This is a genomic window from Actinomadura sp. HBU206391 (assembly GCF_014323665.1).
Taxonomy (GTDB): domain Bacteria; phylum Actinomycetota; class Actinomycetes; order Streptosporangiales; family Streptosporangiaceae; genus Actinomadura_C.
This window is the reverse complement of record NZ_JABVEB010000122.1, coordinates 1-16,791: the sequence shown is the minus strand read 5'-3', so window position 1 is coordinate 16,791 and position 16,791 is coordinate 1. Positions and strand designations below refer to the sequence as shown.

The 16,791-nt window shown below is 71.4% G+C and carries 15 protein-coding genes; 8 read left to right on the top strand and 7 right to left on the bottom strand.

What is annotated here, in order from left to right:
• The coding region (locus tag HKK72_RS26175; protein WP_187237089.1) for an MFS transporter at positions 1-1,162 on the top strand (1,162 nt) is incomplete at its 5' end.
• Positions 1,163-1,303: 141 nt separating this feature from the next.
• Here the strand turns inward: HKK72_RS26175 and HKK72_RS26170 are convergent.
• Positions 1,304-1,867 (bottom strand): TIGR03086 family metal-binding protein, encoded by a 564-nt coding sequence (locus HKK72_RS26170; protein WP_187237088.1) that lies wholly within the window; start codon positions 1,865-1,867, stop codon positions 1,304-1,306.
• 215 nt (positions 1,868-2,082) lie between these two features.
• Between HKK72_RS26170 and HKK72_RS26165 the strand changes: the two genes are divergently transcribed.
• Positions 2,083-2,697 carry a hypothetical protein gene (locus HKK72_RS26165; RefSeq protein WP_187237087.1) on the top strand — a complete coding sequence of 205 codons (615 nt, stop codon included), beginning with the start codon at positions 2,083-2,085 and terminating at the stop codon, positions 2,695-2,697.
• 85 nt (positions 2,698-2,782) lie between these two features.
• Here the strand turns inward: HKK72_RS26165 and HKK72_RS26160 are convergent, their stop codons facing one another.
• Both HKK72_RS26160 and HKK72_RS26155 read right to left on the bottom strand, forming a co-directional pair.
• The gene (locus tag HKK72_RS26160; RefSeq protein ID WP_187237086.1) at positions 2,783-3,970 is read right to left on the bottom strand and encodes a lipid-transfer protein; all 1,188 of its coding nucleotides are present in this window, start codon (positions 3,968-3,970) and stop codon (positions 2,783-2,785) included.
• A gap of 115 nt (positions 3,971-4,085) precedes the next feature.
• Positions 4,086-4,568: a Zn-ribbon domain-containing OB-fold protein gene (locus HKK72_RS26155; protein ID WP_187237085.1), complete on the bottom strand. Its 483-nt coding sequence runs from the start codon at positions 4,566-4,568 to the stop codon at positions 4,086-4,088.
• 209 nt (positions 4,569-4,777) lie between these two features.
• On the opposite strand from HKK72_RS26155, the gene HKK72_RS26150 reads away from it, so the two are divergent.
• The 6 genes from HKK72_RS26150 to HKK72_RS26125 all read left to right on the top strand — a co-directional run bounded on the left by HKK72_RS26150 (position 4,778) and on the right by HKK72_RS26125 (position 10,780).
• Positions 4,778-5,545, top strand: coding sequence for an SDR family oxidoreductase (locus tag HKK72_RS26150; protein WP_187237084.1), 768 nt, complete (start codon positions 4,778-4,780; stop codon positions 5,543-5,545).
• 19 nt (positions 5,546-5,564) lie between these two features.
• Entirely contained in the window at positions 5,565-6,524 is a 960-nt protein-coding gene (locus HKK72_RS26145) for an LLM class F420-dependent oxidoreductase (protein WP_187237083.1), read from the top strand.
• Positions 6,525-6,657: 133 nt separating this feature from the next.
• Complete coding sequence (locus HKK72_RS26140; RefSeq protein ID WP_187237082.1) at positions 6,658-6,954, top strand: HesB/IscA family protein; 297 nt, start codon at positions 6,658-6,660, stop codon at positions 6,952-6,954.
• Between the two features lie 267 nt (positions 6,955-7,221).
• Positions 7,222-7,863: an MBL fold metallo-hydrolase gene (locus HKK72_RS26135; RefSeq protein ID WP_187237081.1), complete on the top strand. Its 642-nt coding sequence runs from the start codon at positions 7,222-7,224 to the stop codon at positions 7,861-7,863.
• 94 nt (positions 7,864-7,957) lie between these two features.
• On the top strand, positions 7,958-8,614 hold the full coding sequence (locus HKK72_RS26130; RefSeq protein WP_187237080.1) for an HAD family hydrolase: 657 nt from the start codon (positions 7,958-7,960) through the stop codon (positions 8,612-8,614).
• Between the two features lie 354 nt (positions 8,615-8,968).
• Positions 8,969-10,780 (top strand): serine/threonine-protein kinase, encoded by a 1,812-nt coding sequence (locus HKK72_RS26125; RefSeq protein WP_261987206.1) that lies wholly within the window; start codon positions 8,969-8,971, stop codon positions 10,778-10,780.
• Between the two features lie 97 nt (positions 10,781-10,877).
• Here HKK72_RS26125 and HKK72_RS26120 read toward each other — a convergent pair whose 3' ends face one another.
• The 4 genes from HKK72_RS26120 to HKK72_RS26105 form a co-directional block, all read right to left on the bottom strand.
• The gene (locus tag HKK72_RS26120) at positions 10,878-12,707 is read right to left on the bottom strand and encodes a serine/threonine-protein kinase (RefSeq protein ID WP_187237078.1); all 1,830 of its coding nucleotides are present in this window, start codon (positions 12,705-12,707) and stop codon (positions 10,878-10,880) included.
• 234 nt (positions 12,708-12,941) lie between these two features.
• The gene (locus tag HKK72_RS26115; RefSeq protein ID WP_222721141.1) at positions 12,942-14,645 is read right to left on the bottom strand and encodes a serine/threonine-protein kinase; all 1,704 of its coding nucleotides are present in this window, start codon (positions 14,643-14,645) and stop codon (positions 12,942-12,944) included.
• A gap of 108 nt (positions 14,646-14,753) precedes the next feature.
• Positions 14,754-15,419 carry a response regulator transcription factor gene (locus HKK72_RS26110; RefSeq protein ID WP_187237076.1) on the bottom strand — a complete coding sequence of 222 codons (666 nt, stop codon included), beginning with the start codon at positions 15,417-15,419 and terminating at the stop codon, positions 14,754-14,756.
• Positions 15,416-16,791 (bottom strand): sensor histidine kinase (locus HKK72_RS26105; protein WP_222721140.1); only part of this gene is annotated, 1,376 nt, incomplete at its 5' end. The genes HKK72_RS26105 and HKK72_RS26110, both read right to left, overlap by 4 nt.

Below are 16,791 nucleotides of genomic sequence, written 5' to 3'. Positions count from 1 at the left end.
GCTCGGAGCCGCGCTCGTCTCGCCCTCGGCGCTCGCCCTCATCACCACGGCCTTCGCCGAAGGCGATGCCCGTAACCGCGCGCTCGGCGTCATGGGAGCGGTCACCTCAGGCGGCGCCACCGCCGCGAGCATCGTCGGGGGAGTGCTCACCGACCTGGTCCACTGGCGGGCGATCTTCCTGGTCAACGTGCCGATCGGCATCGTGGTCGCGGTGGCGGTGACCCGCCTGGTCGGCCGCCGGCGACCGGAGCGTACGGGACGGACCGACGTCGCGGGCGCGGTGCTGCTCACCGGCGGCGCGGTGCTCGTCGTGACGGCGGTGTCCCGGGCGGAGCAGGGACCCGGCCACCTGGTGGGGGCCGCCGCGCTCGCGGGCCTCTCGCTGCTGGGCCTGTTCGTGTGGGCGGAGCGCAGGGCCGCGGACCCGCTGGTCAAGCTCTCGATGTTCCGGAACCCGCAGGTGCGGCTGGGCAACCTGATCTGTGCGCTGAGCGCGTCGGCGGGGCTCGCCGTGCAGTTCTTCTGCACGCTCTACCTGCAGAATCTGTTGAACCTGAGCCCGCTGCAGACGGGGCTGGCGTTCGTCCCGGTGACCGCCGCCATCGTGCTGATCTCCAGCCGGGCCGGGCGGCTCGTCGGGCGGTTCGGCGTACGCCGCATGCTGGTGGGCACGGCGGCGTTGAGCGCTCTCGGCCTGTTGCTGCTCGCGGTGTCCGTGGCGACCGGAGACGGCACGGCCGCGGGCGGCGCGTACTGGACGCGGGTGCTTCCCGGCGTGGTCGTCTTCGGAGTGGGCGCCGGCCTGGGGTTCGCCCCCGCCATGATCGTGGCGACCACGGGTGTGCGCGACGACGAGCAGGGACTCGCCTCGGGATTGCTGAACACCTCGTTCCAGCTCGGCGCCCCGCTCGGCCTCGCCGCGCTGAGCGCCGTCTCGGTCTACGCCTCGCACGGGGGGACCGGGCCAGGGGAACTGGCCGCCGGCCTGCGGGCGGCGTTCCTATGCGCACTCGCGCTGCCGGCGCTGACCATGGCCGCCGTCCTCGCCCTGCCCGCCAGCACCTCGGCGGGCGAATCACTAACGGACGGGGGTTCGGTGCCCGACTCCTCGGCGGGCGAGACCCGGGTCGGAGAGGCCGAGGGTAAAGCGCCGGTCGCATGACCACCGCGGCCCGTGCCTGCTCACGGGTCGCGGGCCGTCGGCCCGCCGGGTCCGCTGATCTTGGGACGGCCGCCGGTCTGGGTCGAGGCCGGCCAGCTCGGTTGAGTCGCCTTCGCCCATCGCGAGTGGGCGTCCGTCATCTCACGGCCTTCGTCCGAGCAGGGCCACGAGCCTGTCCTGGACGCTCGCCGACTCGGCCACGTCCACGGGAGGGTCGAAGATGCCGAGGCCCTGCCAGTCGCCGATGCGCGACTCGGCGCCTGCCAACACCGTCGCGACCAGGTTCTTGTCCATCCCGTCATCGGCCCCGATGCCGCGGGCGAGGTCCCAGGCGTGCACGGTGAGATCCATGGTCATCTGCCAGGCGTACTCGGCCGCCGGCGTCCGGCCGCCGCTGGTGTGCACCGAGCCGTCCAAGGCGCCCGGCCGGTGGAAGGCGAGGCTCGACTCCGCGACGGCCTGCTCCCACGCACCGACCGGATCGTCGCCGAGGACGTCGCCGTCGAACCGGTCGCCGACCTCGCCCAGCGTCGCCCCGCGCAGGAGGAGCGGCGCCCACAGATGTTCGGCGGTGAGGTGGCCGACCAGATCGCGCACGGTCCAGTCGCTGCATGGCGTGGCGGCGTCCCACTGCTCGCCCGTCACCTGGTGCACCCGGCGGTCGAACTCCGTGAGCGCCGTGTCGAACGCGTTGAGCTGCTCCATGTCTCCAGCACCACCTTGTCGGTCGCAGCCGTCAAGCCACCTCTGCCCAGCGCCGCCCGTCTTCATTCGAGCCGACGCCGCCGGCGGCCGTGGCAGCGGGGGCGAACGGCGTGAAGGGTGACGGTCCGGCCTTCTCAGTGCCGGAGCTGTCCATAAACTCCTGGTGTGACCGTGACGCCCATCTCGTGCAGCCGCACACGACCGGGGAGCGGGTGATGGGGACCGACGTCTTCGCGCTGGTGACGCACTGGGAGCCGATGGTCGCCGCGTTCCGAGCCGCCGGAGGCCTGGACTTCTACTGGGAGGCCAATGTCCGGCAGAACGAGGAGCTGCAGGCGGCCTGGGCCGCTGGGAGATCTGCTCCCCCCGGCGACATGCCGAACCTGCTTCCCTATGCCGACGAACACGACTTCTGGGGTGGACGGGCGTTCATGGTCGCCGGCGAGTACTACGACAGTCTGCGCCCGCACCTGCCCCCCGACCTGCGAGATCCGGCGGACGCCTTCGTGCGGATGCTCTACCCGGACAACTTCCGCACGGGTTATGAAACCCGATCAAATGACCTCAGTGTGGACGCCGGCGCGCCCTGCGACCCCGACGTCCTGTACGCCATGCGCCCGGCGACCGTACGAGCCGCCCTGGACCGGGCCGCCGCCGTACCGTGGGCCGCCCTCGCGCGGATCGGTGATCGGACCACGCTGCCGGAGAGGCCGGACAGCCGGTACGTGCCCGAGTACGCCACGTGGGAGGCGATCGTGCATCACCAACGTGAGTGGCTGCACGAGGCCGCGACCACCGACCGCGGACTCGTCGTGATCATGAGCTACTGAGCTCGGCGGGTGAGACGATCAAGGATCGGGGTAGCCAGGGGTGTCCCGATCCTTGATCGTCTTCCAGTGAAGTCAGGCCGGGAGGTCAGCGGACGGCGATGATGGCGGAGCCGTGGCCGAACAGGCCCTGGTTGACCGCGATGCCGGCCCGGGCGTTGCCGACCTGCCGGCCCTCGGCCTGCCCGCGCAGCTGCCAGGTCAGCTCGCAGACCTGGGCGATCGCCTGCGCGGGTACCGCCTCGCCGAACGACGCCAGCCCGCCGCTCGGATTGACGGGTACCCGCCCGCCGAGCGCCGTCGCCCCGGAGCGCAGCAGGTGCTCGGCGTCCCCTTCGGCGCACAGGCCGATGTCCTCGTACCAGTCGAGCTCCAGCGCGGTCGACAGGTCGTAGACCTCGGCCAGCGACATGTCCTCCGGCCCCACGCCCGCCTCCTCGTACGCGGCGGCCGCGATGGCGGAGCGGAACGGGCGATCCGGCGGCGGCACGGTCATCGCGGAGTCGGTGGCGAAGTCGGGCAGGTCGAGCATGGTGTGGGGGAACGTCGGCGTCACCGTGGACACGGCCGGGATCCGCACCGGATCGGGTACTCCGTGCGCGCGGGCGAAGTCGAGCGACGACAACACGATCGCCGCGCCGCCGTCACTGGTCGCGCAGATGTCCAGCAGCCGGAGGGGGTCGGCCACCACCGCCGACGCGTGCACGTCCTCGGCGGTGACCTCCTTGCGGTAGCGGGCGTACGGGTTGGCCAGCCCGTGGCGTGCGTTCTTCACCTTGACGGCGGCGAAGTCGTCCAGCGTCGCGCCGTGCATCGCCATGCGGCGCCGCGCGTACAACGCGAAGTAGATCGGGTTGGTCGCGCCGAGCAACCGGAAGCGCAGCCAGTCCGGATCGCCCGGCCGGTCTCCGCCGACGGGCTTGAAGAAGCCCTTCGGCGCGGCGTCGGCGCCGACGATGAGGGCCACATCGCACAGCCCGGCCAGGATCCGGGCACGCGCGATGTCGATGGCCTGCGCGCCCGAGGCGCACGCCGCGTAGCAACTCGCCACCCGCGCGCCCGACCAGCCGAGGGCCCGCGCGAACGTCGCGCCCGCGATGAAGCCCGGATAACCGTTGCGAATGGTGTCAGCGCCCACGACGTACTGCACGTCCCGCCAGTGCAGGCCCGCGTCGGCGAGCGCCGCGCGAGCGGCCACCAGCCCGTACTCCGTGAAGTCACGCCCCCACTTACCCCACGGGTGCATTCCGGCGCCGAGCACCGCCACTGCGTTCATTGGCTCGCTCCGCTCGCCGGCTCGCGGGCGCTTTGACGCGGCGGCTTCCCTCGTCGCTCCGGTCGCAGGCTCCCTACACTCCTCAGTCCAGCCACCGCGCGCCCGCTCGCAGGGCTCATCGGCTCGCTCCGCTCGCAGGGGCTCCTGGGGTGGCCTTGGCTTGGGGGGTGGTCGGTCGCCATTGCCAGATCAGGTACTCGGCCTCGTCGTCCTCGTAGAGCGTGCCGACGGTCAGTTCGACCTCCATGCCGACGGCCAGGTCGTCGATGCCGACGCCGGGGACCATCTGGCCGAGCACCACCATGCGCTCCTCCTCGAGTTCCACCGCGGCGATCGTGTACGGCTCGAACGGCTCGGCCGCGATGTACGGAGGCGGCGGCCGGTAGCGGCTGTCGGCGTACGACCAGATGCGCCCGCGGGTCGACAACCGGTGCTCCTCCAGCTCCGAGCCGTCTCGGGGCCCGTCGCAGCCGGGATTGCGGCAGGCGAACTCGTTGCGCGGGAAGTACGGCGTGCCGCAACTCGTGCAACGGGTGCCGACCAGCCGTACGGGATCGGTGGTGAACCAGCCCTCGACGGCGAGACGTCCGACGGTCATGCCCACGCGACCTCCTTGACCAAGCGACCGGTCAAATCTATAACGCGTTCTATTTAGGCGGAAGGGGCAGCCTGTGAGTGCGCATACCAACTGGTCGGTCACCTCGCTAATGTGGGACCGAGCCTGATTCGGTGAGCTGCCGGACGCAGCGCGCCGAAACGCAGGCCGAGAAAACGCAGGCGACGAACAGAGCGGGAAGGAACCGGTACGTGCAGACGGGACTTCAAGGCAAGACCGCGTTGATCACCGGCGCGTCGAGGGGCATCGGCAAGGCGATCGCCGTGGCGCTGGCCGGAGAGGGCTGCAACGTCGTGCTGTCCTCCCGCAAGCAGGACGCGCTCGACGTGGTGGCCGGGGAGATCAGGGCCGCCCATCCGGCGGTCGGCGTCCTCGCCAAGGCCGCACACGTGGGCGAGGAGGACCAGGCTCGCGCCTGCGTCGATGCCACCGTGGCCGAGTTCGGCGGGATCGACGTGCTCGTGAACAACGCCGGCACGAACCCCTACTTCGGCCCGATGGTGGACCTCGACGCCGCGCGGGCGGCCAAGACGGTGCAGGTCAACCAGTTCGCCATCGTGCAGTGGACCCGGCTGGCCTGGAAGGCGTCCATGGAGCAACGCGGGGGAGCGATCATCAACATCGCCTCGGTGGGCGGCCTGGTCACCGAGCACGGCATCGGCTATTACAACGCCACCAAGGCGGCCGTCATCCACCTGACCCGCCAGTTCGCGATGGAGCTCGCTCCGGCCGTACGGGTCAACGCGATCGCGCCGGGCCTGGTCAAGACCCATCTCGCCCGGGCACTCTGGGAGAACAACGAGGAGGGCATCAGCAAGTTCATGCCCCTCGGCCGGATCGGCGAGCCCGAGGACATCGCGAACGCCGCCGTCTTCCTGGCCGGCGACACCGCGAGCTGGCTGACCGGGCAGGCCATCGTGGTCGACGGTGGCGCCATGATCCGCCCATCCATCGCCTGAGACCACGGGAGACCGTCGCATGAGCTCACGCTGGGGATTGACGATTCCGTTGATCGGGATGCCGCTGCCGGAGCATCGGGAGATCGTCGGTGAACTGGCCGACCTCGGCTACACCGATGCCTGGTCGGCGGAGACCAACGGCACGGACGCCTTCACGCCGCTCGCGCTCGCCTCGCAGTGGGCCCCACGGCTGCGGCTGGGGCCGGCCATCGTGCCGGTGTACACCCGCGGCCCGGCGCTGCTGGCCCAGCACGCCGCGACCATGGCGCAGCTCGCGCCGGGGCGGTTCGTCCTCGGGATCGGCACCTCGTCACCGGTGATCGTGGAGCGCTGGAACGACGTCCCGTTCGAGGAGCCGTACAAGCGGGTCCGCGACACCCTGCGCTTTCTGCGGAGCGCGCTGAAGGGCGGGAAGGTCAGCGCCGAGTACGACACCTTCTCCGTCAAGGGGTTCACCCTCGACGTGGTGCCCGAGACGCCTCCGCCCATCGTGCTCGCCGCGCTACGTCCGGGAATGCTGCGGCTGGCCGCCAGGGAGGCCGACGGCGCGATCACCAACTGGCTGGCCCCTCATGACGTACGGAAGGTCAGGGGCGAGCTCGGCCCGGAACCCGAACTGCTCGCGCGGATCTTCGTCTGCCCGACCGAGGACGCGGAGGAGGCGCGCCGGCTCGGCCGCCGGCTGATCGCCGCCTACCTGACCGTCCCCGTGTACGCGGCGTTCCACGAGTGGCTCGGCCGCGGCGACGCGCTCAAGCCGGTGAACGAGGCATGGGCCGCGGGAGACCGCAAGGGCGCCCTGGCTCTCATTCCCGACGAGGTGGTCGACGACCTCATCGTGCACGGCTCGCCGGAACGGTGCCGGGCACGCGTTCAGGAGTATGTGGACAACGGTCTGAGCACGCCGATCCTCGCGGTGCTGCCCGGCGGGCGGTTGTCGATGCCCGAGGCGGTGCGCGCCCTCGCCCCGGCGGGGTAAGAGGCGTCGGCCCCCCAACCTGGGGGATTTCGTCTGTTTAGGCAAGGTCAGCACGGGCAGGGGGCCAGCGTTCCGGGAATCGGAGCGTCCTGGTGATCAGGGCGTTCCGATAACGAATACGTGAGGAGTGGTCGTGCTTACGCTGACCGACAACGCCGCACAAGTGATCCGTTCGGTATCCGACGAGCCTGAAGTGCCGCCGGACACCGGTCTCCGCATCGCCTCGGGGCCCGAGGGCTCGGGCTCGCTCAGCCTGTCGGTGACCGCCGGCCCGGAAGCGGGCGACGAGGTCGTCGAGAGTCATGGCGTACGGGTCTATCTGGAGTCTGAGGCCGCCGAGATGCTGAACGACAAGACCCTGGACGCCGAAGTCGATGAGCACGGTGATGTCGCCTTCCTCATCGGTGACCAGCCCACCGAAGGAGGATGACCAAGGACGCTGAACGGTCGCCTGCGCGATCCATGATCGTGAGCCGGCCGTTCAGCGTCCGTGTCGCCCAGGCCCTGGACTGCCGGATCCGGGGCCTGATCCATGTCGCCGGTCCGGCTCCAGGGCCCGGGCCCAGGTCCAGGTCCAGGTCCGGGAACTCTCGTCCCGCTCTGCGCTGAGTGAAACGCGTTCCATCAAGGTGCCGCGAAGGCGTCATGGGCGACATGCGAAGATCGGTGCTAGTGGCGCTGCTAGGGAGGGAGAGCGATGCTGCTCACCAAGCTGGGGCACGCATGCGTACGGCTGAGCAAGGACGACCGGACTCTCGTCATCGATCCGGGGGCGCTGACGCCTGAGGACGACGCCTTCGCGGGCGCGGACGCGGTGCTCATCACGCATGAGCACTTCGACCACTTCGAGGGTGACCGGCTCCGCAGGGCGATGGCCGCCGACCCGCGGCTGGAGGTCTGGACCTGCCGGCCGGTCGCCGATGGCCTGTCCGACCTGGGCGGGCGGGTTCACGTCACCGGGCACGGCGACGCGGTGACGGTGGCCGGATTCGAGGTGCACGTCTACGGCGAGAAGCACGAGGTCGTCCACCCGGACGTGCCGCCGGTGGACAACATCGGCTTCCTGGTGGAGGGCGAGGTCTTCCACCCCGGAGACGCGTTCACCATTCCCGACGTGACGTTGCCGACACTGTGCCTGCCGACCAACGCGCCATGGATGAAGTCGCTGGACATGTACGCGTACCTGCGGGAGATCGAACCGCGACGTGCGTACTCCGTTCACGACGGCCTGCTCAACGACGTGGGTCTCAGCCTGGTAGACGGGCAGCTCAGCGGTGAGGCGAAACGGTCGGGCGCGGACATCCGGCGCCTGCGAGACGGCGAGTCGGTGGAGCTGTGACACCGGGCGGCGACCGCTGAGCGTGCTCATGCCGAAGGCCGGGCACCCGGGCGTCCATCGGACCGTTGACACAGGAAGAGGGGAAAGAGGGGGCATGCGGATCGAGGCGGTCTTCTTCGACATCGGGGAGACGCTGGTCAACGAGGGCGAGATCTACGGCCGCTGGGCCGACTGGCTGGGCGTGCCGCGGCACACGTTCCTCACCAAGCTGGGCGCGATCCTCGTGACCGGAGGGTCGCACCAGGAGCTGTTCGAGTACTTCCGGCCGGGCTTCGACCTGGACGTCGAGGAGCGGCGAAGGGCCGAGGCGGGGATGCCCAACGGCTTCGCCGCCCAGGACCTCTACCCCGACGCGCGGGACTGCCTGGCCGAGCTTCGCGACCAGGGGCTGTTCGTCGGCGTGGCCGGCAACCAGCCGGTGGCCGCCGTGCGGCAGTTCGCCGACCTCGGCCTGAAGGTCGACGTCGTCGGCATCTCGGCGGTGTGGGGAGTGGAGAAGCCGGCGCCGGAGTTCTTCCGGCGATGTGTCGAGGCGGCCGACCGTCCAGCCGGGTGCGTCCTGTACGTGGGGGACCGCATCGACAACGACGTCCGGCCGGCACTGGACTGCGGGATGCAGGTCGCCTTCCTGCGCCGGGGCCCCTGGGGTTTCATCCAGCGCGACGAAGAGGCGCTGGAGCGATGTCGTTTCCGGCTGGACTCGCTCGCCGAGCTGCCGGCGCTCATCGCGGAGCACAACCGCCGATGGTGACCGCCCACGATCCCGGGGTGCGTGACGGGCGCGGTCGCGGCTGCGGGCTCGGCCGGGCGCCGTACCGATCCGGTGTATCCACGACACGGACACGGCGAACCCGCATACGATTATCATGATCAGTAGAATCGTCCCCGCGCCACTGACGCCCAGTGTCCAGGGCAGAGTGTCCAGGAGCAGAGTGCCCAGGGCAAGGGTGACTAGGTCTGTACCGGCTCGTGGGCACACCTCCCGGCGCCACGCTGTGCACCGCTGATGTGGAACTCGGTGTTACCAGTCAAGCCGTCTGGGTAGGGGGGACGTGACCTGCGAGTCGCATCCGAAATGTCAGCAAATATCGATATGGTCACGCATATGCCTAATGAGTCGACCGGGGATACCGGATCCACGGACCCCGTGGAGACCCGCGCCGACCAAAGCCGCCTGCTCGCTCGGCGCTACCGGCTGGGCAAGCCCGTCGGTCGCGGGGGGATGGGCACCGTATGGCAGGCTCATGACGAGGTCCTCGGCCGCGACGTGGCGGTGAAGGAGGTCATCCTTCCGCACGGTCTCAGCGACGACGAGCGCACGATCCAGTACAAGCGAACCTTCCGCGAGGCCCGTACGGCCGCGCGGCTCGGCCACCCCGGCGTCGTCACCGTGTACGACGTCGTCGAGGAGGACGGCCGGCCGTGGATCATCATGGAGCTCATCCAGTCGCAGTCACTCGACCAGGTGATCAAGCGTGAGGGGCCGCTGGCCCCGCGCCGGGCCGCCGAGATCGGCCGGCAGATGCTGGCCGCCCTGCACGCGGCGCACGAGGCGGGCGTCCTGCACCGAGACGTGAAACCGAGCAACGTGCTGCTCGGCGCCGGCGACCGCGCTGTGCTCACCGACTTCGGCATCGCCACCGCCACCGGCGACGTCACCCTCACCCAGACCGGGCTAGTGATGGGGTCCCCCGCCTACATCGCGCCGGAGCGGGCGCGCGGGCGCACCGTCGGGCCCGCGTCCGACCTGTGGTCGCTCGGCATCACGCTCTACGCCATGGTCGACGGGAAGTCGCCGTACGAGCGCTCCGAACCCATGGCGTCACTCGTGGCGATCATCTCCGAGGAGCCAGAGCCCTCCGCCAACGCGGGCCCTCTCGCACCGGTGATCGAGGGACTGCTCCGCAAGAACCCCGACGAGCGCATGGACGCCCGTGAGGCCGGGATGCTGCTGGACGAGCTGGTCCGCGCGCGGTCTCCGGCCGTGGACAAGACCCGCCCGATCCAGATGCCGCGGGAAGAGCCGCCGGCCGCCGCGGCTCGGGAGCTCGCGGACACCTCGTCCGAGCCGCCGGCCGCCCGCACTGTCAGCGACGGCGATCCGGACGCCGCCATCTCATGGGCGACGGGCGCCGACGACACCGAGCAGGGGGCCGGCGCAGGGGTGGCCTCCGCGTCCACCATGGCCGCCGACCCGTCCGCTCCGGCACCCCCCCGCCGCCCGCGGATTCCGCAGGTGCGGGTCACGACGACGTCGGTGATCCTCGTCATCGTGGGCATCGCGCTGCTGGCGCTCGGCATCGTGGCCATCCAGGCGTTGAACTCCGGCGACAACGCCGGCCGGCGGTCGAACGAATCCCCGGCCCCGGCGGTGCCGCCGAAGAGCCCGTCCACGAAGGCACGGGCTGCTGCGCAGAAGCCGTCGCCGAGCGCATCGGGCGCACCGAAGGCGACCACGTCCGGTGTCCCTGAGGGATTCAAGCTCCACAACGACCCGAGCGGTTTCTCCGTGGCCATCCCCAAGGACTGGAGCGGGCCCGAGCGGCGTTCGTACTCGCGGACCAGCGTGTTCTTCTCCGCACCCGACCGGGACGCCTACCTCCAGATCGACCAGACCGACAAGCCGGGCAAGAGCGCCCTGGCCGACTGGCAGGGTCAGGCGCGTGGCGCCCCGGGCCGGTACCCGGGCTACAAGGAGATCAAGATCGCCGCGGTCGCCGACGGCGCCCCGGTCTCGGACCCCTCGGGGAAGAAGGCCGCGGACTGGGAGTTCACGCACGGTTCGATGCACGTGCTGAACCGCGGCTTCGTGACCAACGGGCACGGGTACGCGATCCTGCTGTCGGCTCCCTCCCGCGGATGGAACGAGACCTTCGAGCGTCTCGCCCCCGTCTACGAGTCCTTCGAATCCGGCTGAGCCGTTTCGACCGTCGGACCACTGATGATCTGGTCCGACCATCTGCACCGACCGTGAGGGCCGGCCCTCCGCGCCGGCCCTCACGGGGCGGGTGTCGTCATCCGGCTCTGAAGGTTCGGTAGATCGCGTCGAGTTCGGTCAGCGCGGAGGACCAGTCGCCGTCCAACGCGCGGAAGTAGATGGCGTACGTGCGACCGTTCAGGCGGACGAACCGGTCCTTGGCCCGCACGGTTCCCCGGCCGCGGGCGTCGTCGAAGGTGAACTCCCAGTCGGCGGCGTCGACCCCCTGGTACTTCAGCCCTTGGATCGACTCGATGGCGTAGCCGGGAAAGTTCGGACCGCTCGGCGCGTTGCCGTCCGACCGGTACGCCTCCTGCAGCGGGGTGCCGGTCCACGCGGTCTGGTCGATCTGCAGGAACGTCGTCCTACCGGGGGCGTCCCAGAACACGCTGTCGCCCGCCGACCGCCTGGTCCAGCCGGGCGGGACGGCGACCGTGAACCCGTTCTCTCTCGCGGTCACATAGCCCTCGGGGACGTCGGCGGCCGGTGAACCACCTCTGTTCGTTCCGCTCTTGCCGCCGCTCTGCGAGAGCGGCGTTCCGCCGTCCGTGGACCGGCCCTGGTTCGCCGCCCGGGACCGCAGGATCAAGGCCCCGGCGACGAGCGCGGCCACGACGAGGATCGCCGCGATGACGACGATGACCGTCGTCTTGGTGCGTTCGCGCCGCCGCTGCACGGCCGGCGCCCGGTTCCCCGTCTCATGCCAGTTCGCGATCTCGGGCGGCACCCAGTCCCGTCCCACCTGGGTCGGTGCGTCCGCGACATGCGACGTCGACATGGGAGTCGGCGCCGGCCCCGTGGCCGGGATCGGTGCCGGCGGGTGGACGGGCGGCGGTGTGTGCTCCGTACGGTCGAGATGCGTGGCGGCCTCGAACACCGACGCGTCCATCACCGTTCGCTCGACGTCGCCCTCCGGGCCGGGCGGCGGATCGAGCGCCGTGTCGTCGTCACGCTGCGGACCGGCGTCCCAGGGCGGCGGAGCGGACGGGGCCGGAGGCACCTGGCCGGTGCGGGCGGGCCGCCACGGCTCGCCGCGGGAACCGGTGACGGACTGGGCCGCGGTGCGGAGCATCGGCAGCGCCTGCTCGGCCGTGATGCGGTGTGCCGGATCACGGTTCAGCAGGCCGTCGAGCACCGGTCGCAGCGGGCCGGAGTGGCGGGGCGGCGGCACCGGTTCGCTCAGCGCCGCCGCGAGCGACGCCACCGCGTCCTCGCGCTCGTACGGCGGCCCGCCCTCGACCGCCGCGTAGAGGGTGGCGCCGAGCGCCCACAGGTCCGAGGCGGGTATCGCCCGCTCGCCCTGCGCCCGTTCCGGCGGGATGTAGTTGGGCGAGCCCATGACCAGACCGGTCTGGGTGAGGGTCGTGTCGCCCTCGGCCTGGGCGATGCCGAAGTCGGTGAGCACGACCCGGCCGTCGCCCGTGACGAGCACGTTGCTCGGCTTGACGTCGCGGTGCAGGACTCCCGCCGCGTGCGCGTGGCGCAACGCGCTCAGCGTCTGGTGTCCGAGTTCGGCGGCCACCGCGGGCGAGAGCGGCCCGTCCTCGTCGATGATGTTCTGCAGAGAGCGGGCCCGTACGAACTCCATGACGATCCACGGCCGCCCGTACTCCTCGACCACGTCGTGCACGGTGACGACACCGGGGTGGTTCAGCCGCGCCGAAGCCCGCGCCTCACGGAACGTCCGCTCGTACAGGATCCGTTCCTCGTCGTCGGTGAGACCTGGCGGGTACAGCACCTCCTTGACCGCGACGTCGCGGCCGAGCACCTCGTCGTGCGCCCGCCACACGGTGCCCATGCCACCTCTGCCCACCACTGACACGAGCCGGTAGCGCCGTCCAAGCAGATGACCCTGATCCTGCGCCATTGCGGAATTGTCCCCCGTACGACGGTCGACTGCCCACCTTGCGAAGCCTGTCCCACGATCGCTCATGGGGGTGCCTGGTCAACGCCGGTTCACTCAGGCTTCACTAGGACGCTCGTCGTGCTCCACGGGTTTCGGCCGTACCGCTGCCGCTCCTCGGCGGCGCTGCGGCCGTGTTCCGGCCGCGCCATGCCGGGTCCGGACGGAATGGCGGGTTCGGACGGACGCCGGCGACGCTCAGGGGACGAACGTGTCCAGGAAGCCGTTGACCTGCTGCCGGGAGGTGTCCCACTGCGCGGCGGGCACCGCGACGAAGACGGCGTAGCGCCGACCACCGGCGATGATGCGGCGGTCGACCCCGCGCATCCGGACTCCGCCCTTGCCGTCCCAGGTGAACTCGATGTCGGCGGCCTCATAGGGGAGGCCGTCGACCCGCCGGAGACCGACCCGCTGGTAGTTCTTCAGCGCGTTCTTGGCCAGCACCTCCGCCTCCCACCCCTGCCACGCCTCGAACGGCCCGCCGTTCCACGGCGTGCGATCGACCTGCAGGTAGGCCGCCGACCTCGGATCCCGCCAGAACACGCTCGCGCCCTCCTGCGAGCGGCGCCACCCGGGCGGCACGCCGACCGTGGCATCGAAGGCCTGTGCCGTGCGCCAGCCCGTCGGCAGCGAAGCCTCGCCGCCCGACCCGGGGTCCGCCGACGCGGCCGGCGCCGAGCCGTCACCGGCCGGTGACACGGGCACCGAGGGCGACCCGCCCGTCTTCGGTGACGTGCTCGTTCCCGGCGACGCGGCGCGGTGCGAGCGATCTTGTAGGAGGAGCGCTCCGACGAGGGCCACGACGATGACGACCAGGGCGCCGACCATGACGAGCAACCCGGCGTTGGGGCCCCCGCGCCGGGGTGCGCCGACATCCGCCGTGCCGGGGCCGGTCGTGCCGGGGCCGGTCGTGCCGAGGTCCGCCGGGTGGCCGCCCGGCGGCGGGGTCGGCATCCCGCCGTACGCGACCTGCGCGGTGCGGTCGTCCGGCCGGGCCATGGCACCGAGAGGCGCGGGCCACGGGTCCTCCATGGTGGCGGTGCCGAGGGGGGTGCCGGGGGGCTGTGGTGCCGTGCCGTCCGCGACCTGGGAGAGCAGGTCCGAGGCGGTGCCCGCGTCCATGCGCTGAGCCGGGTCACGGTGCAGCAGTCCGCGCAGCAGCGGGGTGAGCGGCCCCGCGTTGCGCGGTGGCGGCGGGTCCTGGGTGAGGACCGCGGCCATGACCGCCATGGCGGTGCCCTGCGCATGCGGAGGGCGCCCCTCGCAGGCGGCGTAGAGCGTCGCGCCGAGAGCCCACAGATCGGAGGCGTCAGCGGCGCGTTCGCCTCTGACCCGCTCCGGCGCCATGTACGCGGGCGATCCCACCAGCAGTCCGGTATGGGTGAGCCCGGGGTCGCCCTCCACCTGGGCGATGCCGAAGTCGGTCAGCACCGCGCGGCCGTCGCCGGTGATGAGCACGTTGCCGGGCTTGACGTCGCGGTGCAGGATGCCCACCGAGTGGGCGGCCCGCAGCGCGCCGAGCGTCTGGCGGCCGATCTCGGCCACCCACCGGGGCGGACGTGGCCCCTCGTGCTCGATGACGTCCTGGAGAGACCGGGACTCGACGAACTCCATGACGATCCACGGCCGGTCGTCCTCGTCGACGACGTCGTGGACGGTCACGATGCCCGGATGGTTCAGCCGGGCCGTCGCCCTGGCCTCGCGCAGCGTGCGATGGTGCAGCAGGTCGCGTTCCTCGTCGGCGAGCTCGCTGCGGAGATTGACCTCCTTGACCGCGACCTCGCGGCCGAGCACCTCGTCGCGGGCCCGCCAGACCGTGCCCATGCCACCTCGGCCCACCACGGAGACGAGCCGATAGCGCTGTGCGAGGAGCCGCCCCGGCTCCCGTTCCCCCTGTGACATGTCCCGCGACATTACCGACTGCGGTTAACAGATCCGCATAGGTTGACGATTTAGGACCGCGGCCCTCAGCACCACCGCGATCCCTGATCGTCAGGGGTCGAGGGACGGTCAGCCCAGCCAGCCGGGCCTGACCAGACCGGACTCATAGGCGAACACCACGAGCTGGGCCCGGTCACGGGCGCCCAGCTTGACCATCGACCGGCTGACATGGGTCTTCGCCGTGGCGGGGCTGACCACCAGCCGCGCGGCGATCTCCTCGTTCGTCAGCCCTTCGCCGACCAGCGCCATGACCTCCCGTTCCCGATCGGTGAGCGACTTCAGATGCGGCGACGGTCGCGGTTCCTTCGCGCGGGTGGCGAACTCGGCGATGAGGCGCCGGGTCACGCTGGGCGACAGCAGAGCGTCTCCGGCGGCCACCGCCTGAACGGCGTGGATGAGCTCCACCGGTTCGGTGTCCTTGACCAGGAAGCCGCTGGCTCCGCCGCGCAGCGCCTCGAAGACGTACTCGTCCATCTCGAACGTCGTGAGGATGACGACGCGGGTGTCGGCCAGGCGCTCGTCGGCGGCGATGCGCCGGGTGGCGGCCAGGCCGTCGAGCACCGGCATGCGGATGTCCATGAGCACCACGTCGGGCCGGGTCGAGCGCGCCAGGCCCACCGCCTGCTCGCCGTCGCCGGCCTCACCGACCACCTCGATGCCGTCCTGGGCGTCCAGCAGGGCACGGAACCCCGCGCGTACGAGCACCTGGTCGTCGGCGAGCAGCACCCGGATCATTCGTCCTCCTCGAAGGGGAGCCGGGCCCAGACCCGGAAGCCGCCACCGGGCCGCGGCCCGGACGCGAACTCCCCGCCGAGAGCGACGGCCCGCTCGCGCATGCCGGGCAGCCCGCTGCCGCCGGAATCCTCCGCGAGCAGGGGCGCGCCCTTGCCCTCGTCCTCGACCTCGACCTCGATCTGTCCCTCACCGTAGGCGATGCGGACCCACGTCGTGACCGGTCCCGGCCCGGCGTGCCGGGTCACGTTGGTCAGTGACTCCTGGGCGATGCGGAAGGCGGCCAGGTCGACGCCCGCGGGCAGCGGCCGGACGGTGCCGTCGATCTCGGTGTGCACGTCGACACCGGCCGACCGGGCGCGGCCGACGAGCTCGTCCAGCCGTGCCATTCCGACGGTGGGGGCGCGCGGCGCGGCGTCGTCGCCCTGCTGCCGCAGTACCCCGATGACCGAGCGCATCTCGCTCAGCGCCTCCTTGCTGGCCTCCTTGATGGCGGCCAGCGCGGTACGGGCCTGTTCGGGCCGGTCGTCCATGAGGTGCAGGGCCACCCCCGCCTGCACGTTGATCATCGAGATGTTGTGGGCGAGCACGTCGTGCAGTTCCCGTGCGATGCGCAGCCGCTCCTCGCTCGCGCGCCGTCGGCCCTCCTCCTCGCGGGTCCGGTCCGCCTGCGTCGCCTTCTCGCTGCGGATCCGTACGATCTCGGCGCTGGTCAGGACGACCAGCACCCAGGCCACGACGTACGTGGCGCCGAGGAGGGTCGGGCGCTCCATCGGGAAGATGCGGTCGGAGGTGACTCCGGCCTGCTCCGGCGGCAGCCCCCACCGGGCCGACACCGTGAAGTAGCCGGTGAGACCGGCGCCAGTCGCGATCCACACGAGGCGCCGGTGCCCTGCCGTCACGGCGGCGGTCATCGCCACCGCCGCCGACAGGAAGGCCGGGCCGTATACGTAGGCACGCAGGTAGTAGAGAAGGGTGATGACGCCCACCGCGAGCAGCGTGAGGATCGGCCGCCGCCGCCGGGCGAGCAGGGTGACCGGGCCCGCGCAGAGCAGGAGATGCGCGAACAGGTCCAGCCTCGTCGGGTAGTAGGTCTGCACTTCTCCGTACACACCCTGCTCGGCCCCGCTGGCGCCCATGAGCTGGAAGAACAGGACCACGAGGGGCACCGTCCACACGGGCAGCCGGCCGAGCCCCGGCCAGTGCGCCAGGCGGCTGATGCGGGACGAGATCACCTCCACACCGTAGGCGAATGACCGGCCCGGGCGCGTCGCCCGGGCGAGGTGGCCGGTGCTACGTCCCGGGGAGTACGCCCGCGCCCGCGATGTGCGCGGGCCACCGGCGCCACGGGCCGCGCGGCCCGGCCCGGGCGGGC

What these genes read in the sequence shown, in the direction of transcription:
- HKK72_RS26165 (WP_187237087.1), top strand. Translation starts at nt 2,083, where the DNA reads ATGGGGACCGACGTCTTCGCGCTGGTGACGCACTGGGAGCCGATGGTC.
- HKK72_RS26155 (WP_187237085.1), bottom strand. Translation starts at nt 4,568, where the DNA reads ATGACCGTCGGACGTCTCGCCGTCGAGGGCTGGTTCACCACCGATCCC.
- HKK72_RS26160 (WP_187237086.1), bottom strand. Translation starts at nt 3,970, where the DNA reads ATGAACGCAGTGGCGGTGCTCGGCGCCGGAATGCACCCGTGGGGTAAG.
- HKK72_RS26135 (WP_187237081.1), top strand. Translation starts at nt 7,222, where the DNA reads ATGCTGCTCACCAAGCTGGGGCACGCATGCGTACGGCTGAGCAAGGAC.
- HKK72_RS26110 (WP_187237076.1), bottom strand. Translation starts at nt 15,419, where the DNA reads ATGATCCGGGTGCTGCTCGCCGACGACCAGGTGCTCGTACGCGCGGGG.
- HKK72_RS26145 (WP_187237083.1), top strand. Translation starts at nt 5,565, where the DNA reads ATGAGCTCACGCTGGGGATTGACGATTCCGTTGATCGGGATGCCGCTG.
- HKK72_RS26125 (WP_261987206.1), top strand. Translation starts at nt 8,969, where the DNA reads ATGCCTAATGAGTCGACCGGGGATACCGGATCCACGGACCCCGTGGAG.
- HKK72_RS26170 (WP_187237088.1), bottom strand. Translation starts at nt 1,867, where the DNA reads ATGGAGCAGCTCAACGCGTTCGACACGGCGCTCACGGAGTTCGACCGC.
- HKK72_RS26120 (WP_187237078.1), bottom strand. Translation starts at nt 12,707, where the DNA reads ATGGCGCAGGATCAGGGTCATCTGCTTGGACGGCGCTACCGGCTCGTG.
- HKK72_RS26115 (WP_222721141.1), bottom strand. Translation starts at nt 14,645, where the DNA reads ATGTCACAGGGGGAACGGGAGCCGGGGCGGCTCCTCGCACAGCGCTAT.
- HKK72_RS26130 (WP_187237080.1), top strand. Translation starts at nt 7,958, where the DNA reads ATGCGGATCGAGGCGGTCTTCTTCGACATCGGGGAGACGCTGGTCAAC.